Annotated in this window: 12 protein-coding genes and 4 pseudogenes; 3 read left to right on the top strand and 13 right to left on the bottom strand. The window is 38.6% G+C overall.

Annotation, left to right across the window (positions count from 1 at the left end):
- Positions 1-269 precede the first annotated feature (269 nt).
- From gudD to FCI53_RS09080, 12 genes and pseudogenes are all read right to left on the bottom strand, one after another.
- Positions 270-1,619: a glucarate dehydratase gene (gudD, locus tag FCI53_RS09135; RefSeq protein ID WP_138418061.1), complete on the bottom strand. Its 1,350-nt coding sequence runs from the start codon at positions 1,617-1,619 to the stop codon at positions 270-272.
- 35 nt (positions 1,620-1,654) lie between these two features.
- On the bottom strand, positions 1,655-3,157 hold the full coding sequence (locus FCI53_RS09130; RefSeq protein ID WP_138418059.1) for a tripartite tricarboxylate transporter permease: 1,503 nt from the start codon (positions 3,155-3,157) through the stop codon (positions 1,655-1,657).
- An 11-nt stretch (positions 3,158-3,168) separates the two neighbouring features.
- A complete protein-coding gene (locus FCI53_RS09125; RefSeq protein ID WP_138418058.1) occupies positions 3,169-3,576 on the bottom strand; it encodes a tripartite tricarboxylate transporter TctB family protein in 408 nt (135 codons plus the stop codon).
- A gap of 70 nt (positions 3,577-3,646) precedes the next feature.
- Positions 3,647-4,759, bottom strand: coding sequence for a Bug family tripartite tricarboxylate transporter substrate binding protein (locus tag FCI53_RS09120; RefSeq protein WP_138418056.1), 1,113 nt, complete (start codon positions 4,757-4,759; stop codon positions 3,647-3,649).
- A gap of 206 nt (positions 4,760-4,965) precedes the next feature.
- Positions 4,966-6,426: an alpha-ketoglutaric semialdehyde dehydrogenase GucD gene (gene gucD / locus FCI53_RS09115; RefSeq protein WP_138418054.1), complete on the bottom strand. Its 1,461-nt coding sequence runs from the start codon at positions 6,424-6,426 to the stop codon at positions 4,966-4,968.
- 40 nt (positions 6,427-6,466) lie between these two features.
- The gene (gene kdgD, locus FCI53_RS09110; protein WP_138418052.1) at positions 6,467-7,396 is read right to left on the bottom strand and encodes a 5-dehydro-4-deoxyglucarate dehydratase; all 930 of its coding nucleotides are present in this window, start codon (positions 7,394-7,396) and stop codon (positions 6,467-6,469) included.
- 26 nt (positions 7,397-7,422) lie between these two features.
- Positions 7,423-8,091, bottom strand: coding sequence for a FadR/GntR family transcriptional regulator (locus FCI53_RS09105; protein WP_425457169.1), 669 nt, complete (start codon positions 8,089-8,091; stop codon positions 7,423-7,425).
- Between the two features lie 570 nt (positions 8,092-8,661).
- Positions 8,662-10,020, bottom strand: coding sequence for an MFS transporter (locus FCI53_RS09100; protein ID WP_138418048.1), 1,359 nt, complete (start codon positions 10,018-10,020; stop codon positions 8,662-8,664).
- Positions 10,021-10,353: 333 nt separating this feature from the next.
- Positions 10,354-11,343, bottom strand: coding sequence for a FecCD family ABC transporter permease (locus tag FCI53_RS09095; RefSeq protein WP_138418046.1), 990 nt, complete (start codon positions 11,341-11,343; stop codon positions 10,354-10,356).
- Positions 11,344-11,348: 5 nt separating this feature from the next.
- Positions 11,349-12,353: a FecCD family ABC transporter permease gene (locus FCI53_RS09090; RefSeq protein ID WP_138418044.1), complete on the bottom strand. Its 1,005-nt coding sequence runs from the start codon at positions 12,351-12,353 to the stop codon at positions 11,349-11,351.
- Positions 12,354-12,440: 87 nt separating this feature from the next.
- On the bottom strand, positions 12,441-13,421 hold the full coding sequence (locus FCI53_RS09085) for an ABC transporter substrate-binding protein (RefSeq protein WP_246050062.1): 981 nt from the start codon (positions 13,419-13,421) through the stop codon (positions 12,441-12,443).
- 272 nt (positions 13,422-13,693) lie between these two features.
- A pseudogene (locus FCI53_RS09080) lies at positions 13,694-14,212 on the bottom strand (GTP cyclohydrolase II); the annotation flags it as partial.
- Between the two features lie 477 nt (positions 14,213-14,689).
- Between FCI53_RS09080 and FCI53_RS09075 the strand changes: the two are divergent.
- The 3 pseudogenes from FCI53_RS09075 to FCI53_RS09065 form a co-directional block, all read left to right on the top strand.
- Positions 14,690-14,936: pseudogene (locus FCI53_RS09075) on the top strand (helix-turn-helix domain-containing protein); the annotation flags it as partial.
- 135 nt (positions 14,937-15,071) lie between these two features.
- Positions 15,072-16,022 (top strand): annotated as a pseudogene (tnpB, locus tag FCI53_RS09070) (IS200/IS605 family element RNA-guided endonuclease TnpB); the annotation flags it as partial.
- Positions 16,023-16,101: 79 nt separating this feature from the next.
- Positions 16,102-16,356: pseudogene (locus FCI53_RS09065) on the top strand (purine-cytosine permease family protein); the annotation flags it as partial.
- 91 nt (positions 16,357-16,447) lie between these two features.
- Here the strand turns inward: FCI53_RS09065 and tnpA are convergent.
- Positions 16,448-16,726, bottom strand: a 279-nt coding sequence (gene tnpA, locus FCI53_RS09060; RefSeq protein ID WP_138418039.1) for an IS200/IS605 family transposase, incomplete at its 5' end; no start/stop codon positions are given.

Below are 16,726 nucleotides of genomic sequence, written 5' to 3'. Positions count from 1 at the left end.
TCTTTTTTCTATTAGTGAGAATAATAAAGAGAGTTTACCTGGAGGAATAGAGGAAAGCAGGGAAGTAATCGACAAGTTCCCTACCACTTGTCGATTATCCATTTTGTACTGAAAATAGTAGTTACGTCATATGATTCATGAATAAGAGTTTTCACGCCTCAACGTCATTGATCTGTGTGTCGACACATGCATCACGTTTCCTTTTATTACAATGGAATAGAACACAGGGAATTCTATAGGAAGTACAAGAATTGTCCCCATGCACCCTTTTATCGCACTAGACATGGTCGTTTATTGTCGAATTTCCAATTTGGAATGAGATATTGCATGGCAATGGAATCATCCCTAGCACCTAGTTCCAATTTTTTATAGACGTGATGTGCTGCTTCAATTCTTTCCATATCCACTTCAACACCAAGCCCTGGTTTTTTAGGAACTTGAATCTTCCCTCCTGAAATTTTAAGAGGATTTTTCGTTAGTCGTTGGCCATCTTGCCAAATCCAATGTGTGTCAATCGCTGTAATATCACCAGGAGCTGCCGCGGCTACATGTGTAAACATGGCTAATGATATATCAAAGTGATTATTGGAATGAGACCCCCAAGTTAATCCCCAATCATGACACATTTGGGCAACTCTTACGGATCCTTCTATTGTCCAGAAATGCGGATCTGCAAGTGGAATATCTACGGCATGTAACTGAATCGCATGGCCCATCTGTCTCCAGTCGGTCGCAATCATGTTCGTTGCCGTTTTTAGTCCCGTTGCTTTTCTAAATTCACTCATAACTTCGCGCGCTGAGAAGCCTTGTTCTGCGCCACAAGGGTCTTCCGCATACGATAATACGTTTTGTTGTCCTTTACATAGTCGAATCGCTTCTTCAAGGGACCATGCTCCGTTTGGATCTAAGGTAATTCTTGCATCTGGAAATCTCTCAGAAAGTGCCGTAACTGCTTCTATTTCTTCTTCCCCCGGCAATACGCCACCTTTCAGTTTAAAATCGCGAAAACCATAGCGTTCATAAGCTGCTTCAGCTAAACGCACCACTGCTTTTGGAGTCAGTGCTTCTTCATGGCGTAGTCGAAACCAATCATCATCTGCCTGCATGTCACTTACGTATGGCAAATCTGTTTTGTTCCGATCACCAATATAAAACAGATAACCAAGTGTTTCCACTTCAGTACGTTGTTGACCATCCCCTAATAGAGCAGCTACAGGAACATCTAGGTATTTTCCCAGCAAATCTAGCAAAGCTGCTTCAAGAGCTGTTACTGCATGAATCGTGATCCGTAAATCAAAGGTTTGAAAACCTCGGCCTGACGCATCACGATCTGAAAACGTTTCTCTAATATTTTTAAGAATATTTTTATAGTTCCCGATAGATTCACCTACTAATAGTGCTTTGGCATCTTCCAATGTTTTTCGTATTCCTTCTCCTCCAGGAACTTCCCCGACACCTATATTGCCACTATTATCTTTTAAGACAACAACATTTCTAGTAAAATATGGCCCATGCGCCCCACTTAAGTTGAGTAGCATACTATCTGTACCTGCTACAGAGTAAACACTTAAATCAACGACTGATGGTGTTTCATTCTTCATGATTTTCGTATCGTTCATCATTATCATCTCCTATTATATAAAAAGTCACACATTCACGCTGCTTGTTGATTTTCTGCCTTCTTTTTCGTTTTGCGGCTATCGATCACTGCATAAATAAGCGATGCTAAAATCAATATCCATAAAACAATGGCAATAGGGCCTTTCGTGAAGAAAATCGTTAAATCTCCACCACTACCTTTTAAACTATCGATGAAATATTTTTCAGCTTGAGTTCCTAAAATAAAACCAATCAAAAACGCCGGAATTTGTACACCAATTTTTGGAAAAATATACCCGAACAGACCAAATAGTAATAATGTCCAAACATCGAACATAATCCCGTTGTTGATCGCGTAAGAACCTACTACACAAGCTACAACAATGATAGGAAAAATCACATATTTTGGTATTAAAACGATTTTGGCAAAATATTTAATAGAAAAAAACATCAAAGTGAACATAACCAAGTTAGCAATAAGCAAAGCAAATATAATTCCACTCCATAAATCGGGATTGGATGTAATAAATAATGGGCCGACTTCAATTCCCTGTAACAAAAACGCTCCAATCAGTATTGCAGTTGTACTGTCTCCTGGTATCCCCAAGGAAAGGAGTGGTATTAATGCCCCACCAATCAAACCATTGTTAGCAGATTCACTTGCAACGAGTCCTTCCGGTTCCCCCGTACCAAGTTTTTCCGGGTTCTTGGAAAAGTTTTTAGCTTGAGAATAGGCAGTAATCGAAGCTGCACTTCCCCCAACACCTGGAAGCATTCCTACAAACGTACCGATGATCGAGGAGCGTACCACATTAACTTTCTGATTTTTAAATAGTTTAAAACTAAACTTGTTTTTCCCTTTTTGAAGATCAAATTTCTGATGTGAAGCCGTCTCCATCCCTTCCTCCGCTTCCTGTAACAACTGTCCAATGGCAAACAAACCAATTAATACAGGCAACAGAGAAAATCCATACACCAATTCATCTTCTAGCCCTGGTGGTACTAATCGCATTTCATTATTATCTGTAAATGTACCAATCAAGCTGATGAAGATTCCTAATATTCCACTGAAAATTCCAGCTAGTAAACTTCCTTTTGAAATGGAAGCAATGATGGTTAACGCAAAAACAATAATTAAAAACTTTTCTACTGAGGAGAAATTTATTGCTACAGATGCTAACATTGGTGCAAAGAAATATAAGATAGTTAAACTGAAGAATCCACCGATGATCGAGGCTGTAATTCCTACCTTTAGTGCTTTTTCTCCTTCCCCCTTTTTCGTCATGGGGTATCCATCAAATGTCGTACATAGCGAAGAAGGAGTACCTGGAATATTTAGTAGCATTGCTGGTACCAAACCACCACTTATTCCACCAACGTACAAACCAATTAATAGACCGATAGAATCAATCATATCCAAGGAATAAGTTAGAGGTAAAAAAATCGCAATCGCCATTGTAGCAGTCATTCCTGGAATAGCTCCCATGATGATCCCTATAAATACACCTAGAAAACATAATAAAACAGACATCGGGGTAAGGACTTCGAAGATTGGCATCGTATTCCCCCTTATGGTAGTGTGATATCAAACAACTGACCAAACACATACCATACAACAATGGTAGTTGTCAGTCCGTTTGTGATTGAAACAAGAATGGATTTTTTTCTTAGATTTCCAATAAATAAGAGAGTTAATAAAATCATAAAAATAATACTCGTTAAAACAAAACCAATATGCTGAAGGACTGCTGCATAAGTAGTAAGTAGAATGATCGTTCCATAGAATTTAACCCTATCGTAGTGATTAGTAAAAAATTTGAATGGAGCACTGTTTTCTCTATCTTTACTCTTTTTTACTAGGGTTCTAATCAATAAAAAACTACCCATAACAATTAAAATAAACATAATTATTCTCGGGAAAACGAGATGATAGGTACTATAAGACATTTCAATTGTAAAAAATTCTTTCACATCCATCACCTTCCTTCCTTGAATTGGAGGTTAGAATTGGAGGGCCGCCCAGTGTGGCAGCCCCATGGTTAAGCAATTATTTCGCTATCTCATCCAAGTCTGGAGCTCTTTCTATGATAGAACGGAATTTTTCCCTCTTATCTAACAAGTATTCTTCTGCTTCATCTGCTGGTTTATGATTTACAATATAGGTATTGGTGTTTAGATCTTCTTCATAGTCTGGATTTTTAACCACGTCTGCGATTGCATCATTCAAGGCCGTTGCAAAGTTTTCATCTACATTTTTTGGCATCAAGAAGAAAAACTCTTTATCAAAGACGAACTCCTCACCGTCTACTGTAATGCCTTGCTCAGCAAATGTAGGAACATCAAAACCTTCCACTCTTTCACCCGCTGTAATACCTAAAAATTTCATCTTAATTTTGTCTTCTACACCATCTTCCGTATACTGTTTATTCGCACCAATCGATCCGTGAATAATATCTGTGTTTCCATCCCATAAAGCCTGATTTTTATCCTCTTGAGAACCTGTTACATATGCATGAATTCTGTCAGTGACATCTGTTCCATACTCTTCTTCGACCCATAAGTAATAGCCGTCAAATACAATCTCTGATACACCACCAGACTCAAGAGCTACAGTAATGGTTTCATCAGGATTTTCTTCTAACCATTCTGCTGATTCTGCCATGGTGTCATAAGGAGCGTCTGCACTTGTTAAAAACGCATTTCCTGGGTTTGTCGCAACTACTGGTCCTATTCTCCAATTTTCTAGTTCATCATCTTGATCAAAGCTGCCATATTCTACACCTAAATACGCCATATCATGGAAGAACATGATGGTACTGCCGTCATCGTTTGCTTTTCCTAATTCATCAAACGCTCGTAGTGCACCAACTGCGTCAACTTTCATGTTGGTATCTAATGCTTCTTCTGTGTACCTACTCACAGCATCTGCATTTTGATACGTATCTCCACCAGTTGAAGATGAACCGATGACCACTCTTATCCTATTTAGGTCAACGCTAGCTTCTTCACCACTCGTATTTTCCGCATCACCCGATACTTCTTCAGCTTCTTGATCAGCCTCTTGACCACCTTCTGAAACATCTTCGGTTTCTGAGTTACATGCAGCTAATAATGCACCTAGAACAGCTACCACCAACAACATCCATAATTTCTTCTTCATCCAAACACTCCTTCACTCTATTTTTTAAAAAACATGATCTGGCGAAATTTAGCGAGAATTCAAAATACACAATAGCAATTAAGCCTTTGTATATGACCGTATGACCACATTACTTGCTCACTAATCGCTGTTCCTATAAATTCCCGCCACAATATAAAACGCTTTCAATTTTTGAGAAGGAAAGAGGGAGATCCCCCCTTTTTTTGTTACTTTACGAATACAGTCTTAATGGATGTGAAAAATTCTTTTGCTGCTTCACCTTGTTCACGAGAATGGGAACTTGATTGTTTCATCCCACCAAATGGCGCTTGTAATTCTACACCAGCACTTTCTGCATTAATACGTACTAAACCTGCATCCATATCGCTAATAAAGGAAAGCATTTTTTGGATATTGGAAGTGAAAATAGATGCACTTAAACCAAACTCCACATCATTTGCAAGTTCAATCGCTTCTTCCAAAGATTCTACTTTCATCAAAGCAAGCACCGGTCCAAAAATTTCTTCTTGCGCAATCGTTGCATTGGATGTAATATCTTCAAAAACAGTTGGCTCTACAAAATACCCTTTGTCGTATTCTTCACCAGAAAGGCGGTTTCCACCACATAGTAGTGTACCTTCTTGTTTCCCTTTTTCAATATAGGAAAGTACAGTATTTAATTGAGATTCACTAGCACTTGGTCCCATCCAAATGCCATTTTTCAATCCATCACCAATCGTAATCTCTTTCACTTTAGCAACCAGTTTTTCTTTAAATTCATCATACACATCACTTTGTACGATGACACGACTGGTGGCAGTACATTTTTGACCTGTCGAACGAAGCCCACCGCTAATGGTTGCATCAACCGCAAGATCAATATCCGCATCAGAAGCAACAATAACTGGGTTCTTCCCTCCCATTTCAAGCTGATATTTAGCCCCACGCGCTAAAGCTGTTTGCCCAATTTTTTTACCTACTTGATTGGAACCAGTAAAGGTAATCCCGTTCACATCCGCATGCTCTGCAATCCCCTGACCGATCACAGATCCTGGACCAGAAACCATATTTACCACACCAGCTGGAAGCCCTGCTTCTGCAAAACATTCAAACAATTTCGCACATGTAACCGCAGCTTCCGAGGCAGGCTTTAATACAACCGTATTTCCATAAATTAAAGCAGGTGCTGTTTTCCACATTGGAATAGCGACTGGAAAATTCCATGGTGTAATAACCCCAACAACGCCTAATGGTGCTCTTTTCGTAAACATTAACGCATCTTTATCAGTAGAAGGGATCACATCTCCTTCTTTTCTCATGCCTTCTCCAGCATAGTAACGAAGAATCGCTACTCCCCGAGCTGTTTCTCCTTTTGCTTCCGGAAAGGTTTTTCCCATTTCCCTTGTCATACATTCGGCGATTTCATCTAGACGGCTTTCTATAATGTCTGCTGTTTTATATAGAAATTTACCGCGATCTGCTCCCGCTAATGTTTTCCATTCTTTTTTCGCAGCTTTTGCCGCTGATACAGCTTGATCCAAGTCGTCTCTTGTTGACTTTTGAATTCGGCCTACGACATCATCTGTATTTGCTGGATTTGTAACAGTGATAAGTTCATCACTATCACTTGCAACCCACCTACCGTTGATATAATTCAAACATTTACTAGTCTCTGTTTTTACAGTCATACCAAAAAACCTCCAACCTTTAGTTTCATATATATAAATTTTATTTCGTTATGGTATTTTTTTGGGGTGGATATTTTTGAAGTGCTTTATCTAAGATTTGTTTTAATTCATCATAGTGTTCCCTCTCCACTGGAACAACAGGTGGTCTAACCGTATTTCTCACTGGAAGCCCAACAATTTCCATTCCTGCCTTAATTAAGGCGACAGCATAGCCTTTTCTTTTTCTTCTAATTCGATTAATTGGCAAAATTACATCTTCATAAATATCGTTTACCGTGTGCTGATCACCAGCCAATAGTGCGTTATAAAACTTTCTAGAAATATGTGGAATATAATTCGAAATGGCTGACGAATAACAATTATATCCTAGTGGGACATATGCTGGCATCGTTACTTCAGCCAACGGCATCCCATTTAGAAATGCGAGACGATTACGAAATCGTTGCGTAAGTTCAATATTCAATTCCATATTTCCAAGACCATCTTTTAAACCGATCACTTGTGGGAATTCTACTAACCTATCTAATGTTTCAGCTTCCAATACTGCATTGGCTCTTTGATATAAAATCGCATTTAAATCAGTGCTTGTTACTATTGTTTTATAGTACTCATAAATTCCTTCTTGTTCTCCTTCGATTAAGTATGGTGGTAGAATTAAATAGCCATCCGCACCATGTCTTTCCGAGATTTTTGCTTTTTCAACGGCTTCTTTTATATTTCCTCCAACTCCGGTATACAGTGGAACTTTACCATCGACTACAGAAACAGCTAGCTTAACCATGGATTCAAACTCTTCTGAACTAAGGTTATGAAACTCACCAGCTCCACAAGCAATAAATATAGATTCTAATCCTTCTTCAAGTAAGAACTCAATATTTTTCGTTAATGCGGTTTCATCAATGTTACCGTTTTCATTTAAAGGGGTAACTGGAAAACCCGAAATACCTGATGGTGGTTGTTTGTTAATCATTTAATCTTTCCTTTCCATTTCATTTTTTATTGAGGATGAATTAATCGATTTCTGACGTGGTCAAGGTGCTGATACATGCTGGAATATGCTTCGACGGGGTCTCTTTTCTCTAATGCATAATAAATTTCTTTATGCTGCTGGATTGTTTTGTTCTTGTTACGATCTTGCAAAGGGATATTTTCCATAGTTTTATCGTACATGTCTAAGATGGCATCAATCATTCCTTCTGTAATCGAATTACTCGCACTAAAAGCAATGATTCTGTGAAACTCTCGATCTAAATGCAAATAATCTCCATCTGTTTCTTCCATAAGTTCAATGTTTTCTTTCAATTTATCTAACTCTGATTCTGATATTTTTTCGGCTGCGAGTCCTACAAGTCCTAGTTCCTGTGTCAGTCGTGTTTCGATAAACTTATTAATGTCGCCAATGGACAACGCTAGCATGATACGGTAAGGCTCACTGCCAACTTTATTGGAAAAAAACGTTCCTTCCCTAGTCTTTCGGTAAATAACCCCTAACATTTCTAGGGAACATAAAGCTTCCCTTAACACTGGTCTGCTCACATATAACATATCCATGAGTTCCATTTCTGTTGGGAGCTTATCACCAGCCTTTAACTGTCCGCTGATCAATAAATCAATAATTTGGTCAATCACTTGATTTGCCAAACTAACACGTTTTACAGATTTCATTTTTATAGCCTCAGATTCTTTACTCACACATGTCCGCCCTCCCTTATAACGCATTTAGTTTTTTGACAATTCTGATTATATAGTTGATTTACTTATAAATCAATAATATTTATCAAATTATCATTTTGTCTGACAATCAGACAAATGAATTACCAACAACCATTTAGAGACAATAACCTCTAGAGCAGTAAACACAAGCTATGACGATGCTTAACATACACTGTTTTATAAATTTTGTAGGATTTTATATTTCTATAAAGAGCAATTTTGAAATGGAATCAATGGAAAGAGACGAGGTTTTGTGAGACTTGGTGATCGAATGGGAAATAAAAACAGGTTCATTTTCCCAGTTTGTTATCACAATACACTAAAAAAAAAGATACCTAGTACGATCCGCGGACAGGTGTCCATGAAGAGTACCAGATACCTTATAACTTCGTTTTCTATTTGAAATATTAGGTCGGAATTGTCCGTGTTTCCCATTCCACTGTTAGCATTCAGGTTTTGTTAAAATGTTTAGAAGGGTCTACTCAATTCAATAGATACATGTTTTTAAAATGTACCACCACCCTAACCTTCACTATACCCCTTCTTCTTCTCATACGCCGTCACATAGAGCATTCCCGGAATTAACACAATCGCAACGACTACTAATATACTGGCCATTGTACTCAAATTTCCTACATTCATTCCTGAAGCAAATGCTATCCCATAGACACTTGATGCAAGAATATTTCCGATAAATCTCGATGTCATGATCAGTCCTGCCGCAATACCACTTTCCGATACACTAATAAAGGAATACAGCAAATTTTGCAGTCCGATATTTTGTATCCCGTTACTAATTCCCGTAACCGCAAGAACGAATCCTACCCAAAATAAAGCAGAATGCTCCTTAACTGTAAACAGCAAAGCCACACCGACTACCCCAATGATTACACCAGTGACTAATGGAACTCGAAATCCTGACCACTCCATCCATCTGGTAGCAATCGGTGTCATGATCATGGCAAAAATAGAAAGTGCCAGCATCACGATTCCCGCCATTTGAGAACTGGTACCCAACACACTTTGAATAAAGGTTGGGAAACTTAATAATACCGCAAAAAATATGACGGTTGTTAAAATGTACTGTCCAAAAATAAGTGCAACGTTCAGATTATTCCGAAAGAAATTCACATTGATAAATGGTTCATCTCTTCTTTTCTCATACATATAGAAGGCAATTGTGAGAATGATGGCTAGAATCAATGGTATGAATTGAACCCTTTGCTCGAGCCCAAGCAAGAAAACCATCCAACAAGTAATAAAAAGGCTAAATAATAAAATGCCAACACCGTCCAACTTATAGGAGGTTCCCTTGTCTATCGTATCTTTTGGAATAAACTTCCATGTTAATCCGATTCCAACTGCAAGGATCGGTAAGTTTACATAAAAGATAACCGGCCAGCCTCCGAACTGAATCAGCATTCCGCCTATTGTTGGCCCAAATGCGGCAGAGGTTGTTGCAAAAACGGCCAATGTCCCAATGACGCGATTTTGATTATGTTGAATGGTATTTCGTATAATCCCAATACCAGACGGAAAAAGCGCTGAGGTACCAATTGCTTGGATTCCTCGCATCACGAGTAGCACAGGCATATTTGGCGATAACGGTGCGAGAATCGATGACACGACTACAAGCACAAGACCAATTAAAAAGATTAATTTTCTTCCATAAATATCACTTAATTTTCCAAATAATGGTGTGAAAATTGCACTAACAATGAAATAGGAAGCAATTAACCATGAAAGATCGGTTGCGCTTAATAGGAAATCCTGTTGAATTGCCGGTAATGCTACCGTAATCATCGTGGTATTTAGCGGATTAAGAATAACCCCCAATGCCACAGCTAATATAATTACTTTTTCATTTTTATCTACTGCCATTTACACTCTCCTCTACGATGTTCTCTCCCCCTTAATCTTAGCACAACCAAATGTTAAACAGTTTGTGGAAGCTCGATGGACGGTTTTAGTGCTAGTACTTCTATATTCAGAAACTACTCCAGATACAGAGAAAAAAATCGCAATTAGATTCTGATACAGAATTTAAAAGAACCAACATCTTAAACAGACACGAATGATCTTACTAAAATAAATTCCAAACTTAATTCTGACACTGAACAAAAAAGGTACCAGGCACTTTTCATGGACAGTTGTCCATATGAAGAAGTAACTGGTACCTTAACCAAAAAGAAGTACGCTTACCGTCCTTGTGCTTCAAGGGGTTGATTGCATCTTTCTTAATAAGTATAAAAAGTATGGTGCACCGATGACGGCAGTAAATATTCCAGCTGGTATTTCTACTGGTGGCATTAATCCTCTTGCTAGCATATCCGCGATTAGCACAAGCACCATACCTAATAACGCAGATACAGGTAACAATAGGTGGTGCTTATTCCCTACTAACCTTCGTGCGATATGTGGTGCAATTAATCCTACAAAACCTAGTGATCCAACAATCGCGACACTCGAACCTGCTAGACCGACTGCTATAAATAGTAATACCATTCTCATTACTTCCACTCGTTCTCCTAGCCCTTCTGCCACATCATCACCCAAATTTAAAATATCAAGCTTTACTGCCATGATGATGGTAACTGGTAACAGAATAAGAATCCAAGGGAGAAGCAACCATACATCATCCCAGCTTTTCCCCCATAAACTACCCGTTAACCACACGAGAGCTGCATTTACTTCAAGTGGAAATTTCACCATTAAGTATTGAATCCCGGCATGACAAATGGCTCCAAGCGCAATTCCTACTAAGGATAATGTAGATGGTTTCACCCCATTTTTATAGGCTAATAGATACAATAGAATGGCGATACATGCCGCTCCCAAAAAAGCAGCAACAGGTAATACAAAGATCGGAGCCTTCGGAAATAGAATAATCACAATTGCTGCTGACAATCCTGCCCCCTTTGTAATCCCTATGACATCAGGAGATGCCAAGGGATTACGAATGATCCCTTGTAATACCGCACCAGATACCGATAAACCTGCACCAACTAATAATGCAATTACAATTCGAGGCAGTCGATAGTTTTGAATAATTAACTGATTGGATCCAATATCGTTGCCCAATAGATTCGAAATAATTTCGTACGGGGGAATGTATACTGCACCAATACCAGTACCTATTACAGAAAGTACTAGTACAACCAAACCTAAAGTAATAAGTATATAAAGACCTTTTTTATTTTGCATATATGTTATTGTCCCCCCTTACGAGCTAGGTAAAGGAAAAATGGTCCACCGATGAGTGCTGTTACAATTCCAACTGGTGATTCTGCAGGAAACGAAATAAAACGCGAGATCACATCAGACAAGACAAGTAAAACCGCCCCTAATAATGCTGAAGCTGGAATCACAACACGGTAGTCTACACCAACCAATTTTCTTACAATATGAGGAATGATCAGTCCAATAAAACCAATCGGACCTGCTATTGCTACAGAAGATCCCGCTAAAATAATAACGAATACGGAGGCCACAATACGAAACAAGGCAATTTTTTGCCCTAATCCTCTTGCCATGTCGTCACCTAAGCTTAGTATAGTCAACTGTTTAGCAAACACCATAGCTCCCACAATTCCAATCAGTGCCCACGGTAAAATGACTTGTACATGGTCCCAAGTTCGACCATCAATAGCTCCAGCTAACCAGAAAAGAATATCCTCTGTGGAATGTTCATGGAAAATGATCAACCCTTCGATCATTGCTGTTAGAAACATATGAACCGTTATCCCTGCTAAAGCTAACTTTATTGGCGTCATCCCCCCACCTGTTGATGCCATATAGTAAACAATCGAGCCACCAAGCGCTGCACCCAAAAATGCAAAGAAAATGAGATTAGTAGGTGAAAAGCTTGGCATTAATACTACTGCTATCACAACCATAAGGGATGCGCCTGCATTCACACCGAAAATTTGCGGGGAAGCCAATGGATTTTTCGTTATTGCTTGCATGATCGCACCCGCAATTCCTAAATTAGCTCCGACAATTGCCCCAACAATCGCACGTGGTAATCGTAAGGATTGAATAATCCTTGATTGTTGTGTTTCCTCACCTAAAAAAAGAGAATGGATGATTGTCCCCAAATCAATCGATGATGCGCCTACACTTAAGCTAAAAAAGAAGCTTAAAATTAACAAGGAAAATCCTATCGCAAACACAAGGAATTGTTTTGTTTTCCGTTTATTATACTGATTATCCATTTCACTCACCCTTAGTATGCATTCAATTTAACAGTCACCTCTTCAAAATAAAAGCGGAGGATAGGCCCCCGCTAATAGAAAGATCATTTAATTTTTGTATAAATGATTAATGGCGTCTTCTAGAATTTGTTCAGATGAGATTAAACCACGGAACCGTGACCACATGTTACGGTCTACTTGATAAACTTGATCCGATTCTACAGCACTAACATCTTGATATAATGAATTGTCAGCCCATTCATCTACTACTGTCTCGTCCCCTGCTACCATATGGAACATAATGTCTGGGTTAAATTCAACGACTTGTTCTAGATTGATTTTGTTGTAGCGCTCATCACCACTTTGGATCGCATTCGTTAAGCCAATCGAACTTAATAATGATCCTGTGTAAGAATCATCATCGTGCGCATAAAACCCACTACTTGCTACAACTGCCGGCATGACAGTTCTTGTTTCATCTTCAGGTATTTGTGCTCGCAATTCTTCCATTTTTTGTTTATGTAATTCAAGAATTTCAGCTCCATGCTCCTCTTGGTTAACTGCTTGTGCAATGACTTCAAAACCGTCTAAAATCCCTTGATAATCTGCTGCTAGAGAGCCCAATATAATTGTCGGGGCAATTTCTTCAAGCTGAGGATAAATATCTTTATGACGCTTTAAGTCAGCAATAATTAAATCTGGTTCAAGCGATGAAATCACTTCTAAATTTGGTTGCTTTCTAGTTCCTACAGATGTATAGTCATCAATTTTATCTCTAATTGGTTCAATGATACGATTTTCATCATTATCATCCGCTATTCCTATAGGTGAGATTCCTAGTGAAGCGAGTGCATCGACATAAGAAAACTCAAGCGCTACAATTTTCTTAGGGTCTCCAGTGATCGTAGTCTCTCCCATTTCATGCGTAATCACTCGAGATTCCGAACTTGTTTGGTCCTCACCAGTTGTTTCTGTTTCCTCTTGTTGGTTCGTCTCGTCTGCAGATGCAGGTTCATCTGATTGTCCACCGCAAGCCGCAAGTACGAAAATAGAAATCATTAAAATAAATCCAACATAAACCTTTTTCATAATATCCTCCTTCATTTGTGTCAAAAATGAGAATCACTTACATCTATAAAATATTTTATTGTAAATGAGAATCATTTTCAATAGCTTTTTTTGAAATTTATGAATTATACATTGGGACATGGGGACAGGTTTGTTGTCCCACTTGTGGCCTGCTGCTTTTCTTCTGTCAGTTTGGGAGCACCAGAATTGGTCTCGCCTTCTAAATAGAAACAAGCATGGGAATCGTCCCATGCTTCGCTAACCGACATTTGATAAAACAGTACCTAGTATCCCACAAAGACAAGTGCTTCATTTGCTTCCACTGTATCATAGCCATTTTCTTGAAGAAGATACGCCATCGCTTTTCTGAACAAAGCGATTCCTCTTCCTTCATGGTTGGCTAAATAAAATAAAGCACCTGTACCATGTTCTACAATATTTTTCATGGATTGCTTTAATTGATAGCCACAGTCCCATCTTTTGCTTCCGAAAATATCTCCTGAATGGCAGATGGAATGCATTCGTATAATGGCATTATCACTGTTGCCAAAGTCACCATAAGTTAACACACTAGATTGCTGTAACTCAGCTAAATTAGCGGAAGATAACTTCTCAATAATTCGATCGAAATCCTCTGTTACCTCTTCACAATTTAACCAGCAATACCATTTGAACTCTACTGTCTCTCCATACAAGTTAACAGGGAGTTTAATAGGCCCCACTAAATAAATAGCACCCATTTCCGTCTCAATTAATTGGATTTTATCTTCAAATACCGAGAGTACCTTTGATTGGAACTTTGTTTGTGTCATTACGATTCCACTCTTTTTCCTTAGTTTATCCCGGTGCAACCGTCCGTAATACTCCCACCTTCAAAACATGAAGTGAAACGGAGATGTTTAAGTGGGAGTTAAAAACGGACGATAACACCCCGAATGGTTCAACTAACATCAGTGGATGAAGAGCAACCCACTGAGTGAAGTTTCACTTTACAGTTAAGGTTATATTTTAATGTTTGAATACGATTTATACCTTTCTATATTACAACAGACTCTTTTATCATTAGAGGCGAGAAGACTCCATCCTCAAGGAATGAGAAGGGCGATAGCCCAATGAGTAGGGTGGAGATGAATCGCCTTCGGACAAGGATAGCTTTAGCTATCTCAATTGTCCGACTAACTAGTCTAAGGTTCTAAAGCATTTTTCAATTCTCACCCCCTAATACGAACGAATGTTTGCGTTTTGTTGAGTCATCGTGTATAATAAAAAGAAAAGGGGAGGTGACTGTTTTGCTTGGCCATAGGGCTTATAAATTCAGAATCTATCCTAACCGGAATCAAGCTATCTTGATCAATAAAACCATAGGATGTTCTCGTTTTGTGTTCAATCATTTTTTGGCAAAATGGAATGCAACGTATAAGAAAACGGGAAAAGGTTTGACCTACAACATTTGTTCTAGCATAGGAAATTATAAAATGGAATGGTTGTGTATAACTTTTTTATCCTACATTGGCCACGTCCAGCTCCAGCGCTAAAGCTGTAGCGAGACTTCCCTCACCTCCGTACGATAAGTCAACATCGACTTCCTTCGGTCCCAAACAGTTTCCTTTATCTCCTACGGCTCAGTCCAGTCCGTACGTCGCTACCCGGGCGCTTACGCTTTTGTTTTTTCAACTCCCACAACTAAAGAAAGAATTGGATTGGCTAAAAGAAGTGGATAGCATTGCTATTCAATCCTCCATTAAAAATCTTGCCGATTCTTTTTCCAGGTTCTTCAAAAAACAAACGAATGCTCCACGTTTTAAGTCCAAAAACAACAAGGTACAGTCCTACACAACAAAATACACGAATGATAATATTGCGATTGTTGGTAACAAAATCAAACTACCTAAACTTGGACTTGTGAAATTTGCTAAAAGTCGAGAAGTCGAAGGTCGTATTTTAAATGTTACGATAAGATGTAATCCAAGTGGTAAATACTTTGTATCCATTCTTGTTGAAACAGAAATACAAGCATTACCTAAAACAAACCTGTCTGTTGGCATAGATGTTGGACTGAAAGACTTTGCCATTCTTTCCAACGGAACAAAATACGAAAATCCAAAGTTTTTTCGAACCCTAGAAAAGAAACTAGCAAAAGCGCAGAAGACACTTGCAAGACGAAAGAGAGGTTCTTCCAATTGGCATAAGCAAAGAATCAAGGTTGCACGTATTCATGAAAAAATAATCAATTTAAGAAAAGATTACTTGCATAAAATCTCATACAATATTGTCAAAAACCACGACATAGTTGGTATAGAGGATTTGCAAGTATCCAATCTACTGAAAAATCATAAGTTAGCAAAGGCAATTAGCGACGTAAGTTGGTCACAATTTCGAACAATGCTTGAATATAAAGCAAGGTGGTATGGGAAACAGGTCGTAGTTGTCGCTAAAAATTACCCTTCTAGCCAACTTTGTTCCTGTTGCGGCTATCAAAACAATGACGTTAAGAATCTCGGATTGCGTAAGTGGGATTGCCCATCTTGTGGTACACATCACGACAGGGATCTTAACGCAAGTAAAAATATTAAAGATGAAGCAATAAGACTTCTAACCGTAGGTCCTACGGGGGTAGCCTAATTAAAACCGACTGTTAGGTTGGTGTTCTTAGGAATCTCCCACTTCAAACAGACCATAAGGTCGTTAAGTGGTGAGAGGGTTCAATGCCTATTTATCTGCTAAGTCTGGAATGAACGTTAATTTACTTTCTAGAGGTGGTGGGTTTGAATATATCGGCGCATCCTTAACCTCTTTTATTTACGCCACTAACTTCATTATGTATTGCGCCTTAGAAGGTTTAACCTTAGTCGCTGCTGTGCATGAATTCTTTCCTGTTATACCAGAATGGGCGCTCATATTATTCTTTGGGTTTATTGTCATTCCATTAAACGACCACCTGCTAAAGCAGGTGGATTTGGACATGAAATGTCTACGACTAAAGTCGTTGTTAAGACTAAAGTCATCTCAAAGATCAAATGCTGAAGCAAACTGAAATTTTACTGAACTCAATCTTCAATCCTAAATGATTCGTTCTTTTCTTCACTAAACTGATTGGCTATATAATTTCTAATTGTTTCTTCATCCACTGATCCTACTGTGGCACAGAAGTAACCTCTTGCCCATAAATGTTGTCCCCAGTATTTCTTTTTAAGATCGGGGAATTGGTCCTGGAGAAGTCTAGATGATTTCCCTTTTAAGTACTGCATTATTTTACTTGGGGCAAGGCTTGGTGGACACGAGATTAATAAATGGATGTGATCTTTTCCAACACTTCCCTCAAGGAT

Origin of the sequence: Aquibacillus sediminis (assembly GCF_005870085.1) — a bacterium.
GTDB lineage: Bacteria > Bacillota > Bacilli > Bacillales > Amphibacillaceae > Aquibacillus_E > Aquibacillus_E sediminis.
Note: the sequence above shows the minus strand (reverse complement) of the source record. Positions and strands in the feature narration are given on the sequence as shown.

Coding starts and splice junctions, on each gene's coding strand:
- gudD (WP_138418061.1), bottom strand. CDS start 1,619: ATGAACGATACGAAAATCATGAAGAATGAAACACCATCAGTCGTTGAT.
- FCI53_RS09130 (WP_138418059.1), bottom strand. CDS start 3,157: ATGCCAATCTTCGAAGTCCTTACCCCGATGTCTGTTTTATTATGTTTT.
- FCI53_RS09125 (WP_138418058.1), bottom strand. CDS start 3,576: ATGGATGTGAAAGAATTTTTTACAATTGAAATGTCTTATAGTACCTAT.
- FCI53_RS09120 (WP_138418056.1), bottom strand. CDS start 4,759: ATGAAGAAGAAATTATGGATGTTGTTGGTGGTAGCTGTTCTAGGTGCA.
- gucD (WP_138418054.1), bottom strand. CDS start 6,426: ATGACTGTAAAAACAGAGACTAGTAAATGTTTGAATTATATCAACGGT.
- kdgD (WP_138418052.1), bottom strand. CDS start 7,396: ATGATTAACAAACAACCACCATCAGGTATTTCGGGTTTTCCAGTTACC.
- FCI53_RS09105 (WP_425457169.1), bottom strand. CDS start 8,091: ATGAAATCTGTAAAACGTGTTAGTTTGGCAAATCAAGTGATTGACCAA.
- FCI53_RS09100 (WP_138418048.1), bottom strand. CDS start 10,020: ATGGCAGTAGATAAAAATGAAAAAGTAATTATATTAGCTGTGGCATTG.
- FCI53_RS09095 (WP_138418046.1), bottom strand. CDS start 11,343: ATGCAAAATAAAAAAGGTCTTTATATACTTATTACTTTAGGTTTGGTT.
- FCI53_RS09090 (WP_138418044.1), bottom strand. CDS start 12,353: ATGGATAATCAGTATAATAAACGGAAAACAAAACAATTCCTTGTGTTT.
- FCI53_RS09085 (WP_246050062.1), bottom strand. CDS start 13,421: ATGAAAAAGGTTTATGTTGGATTTATTTTAATGATTTCTATTTTCGTA.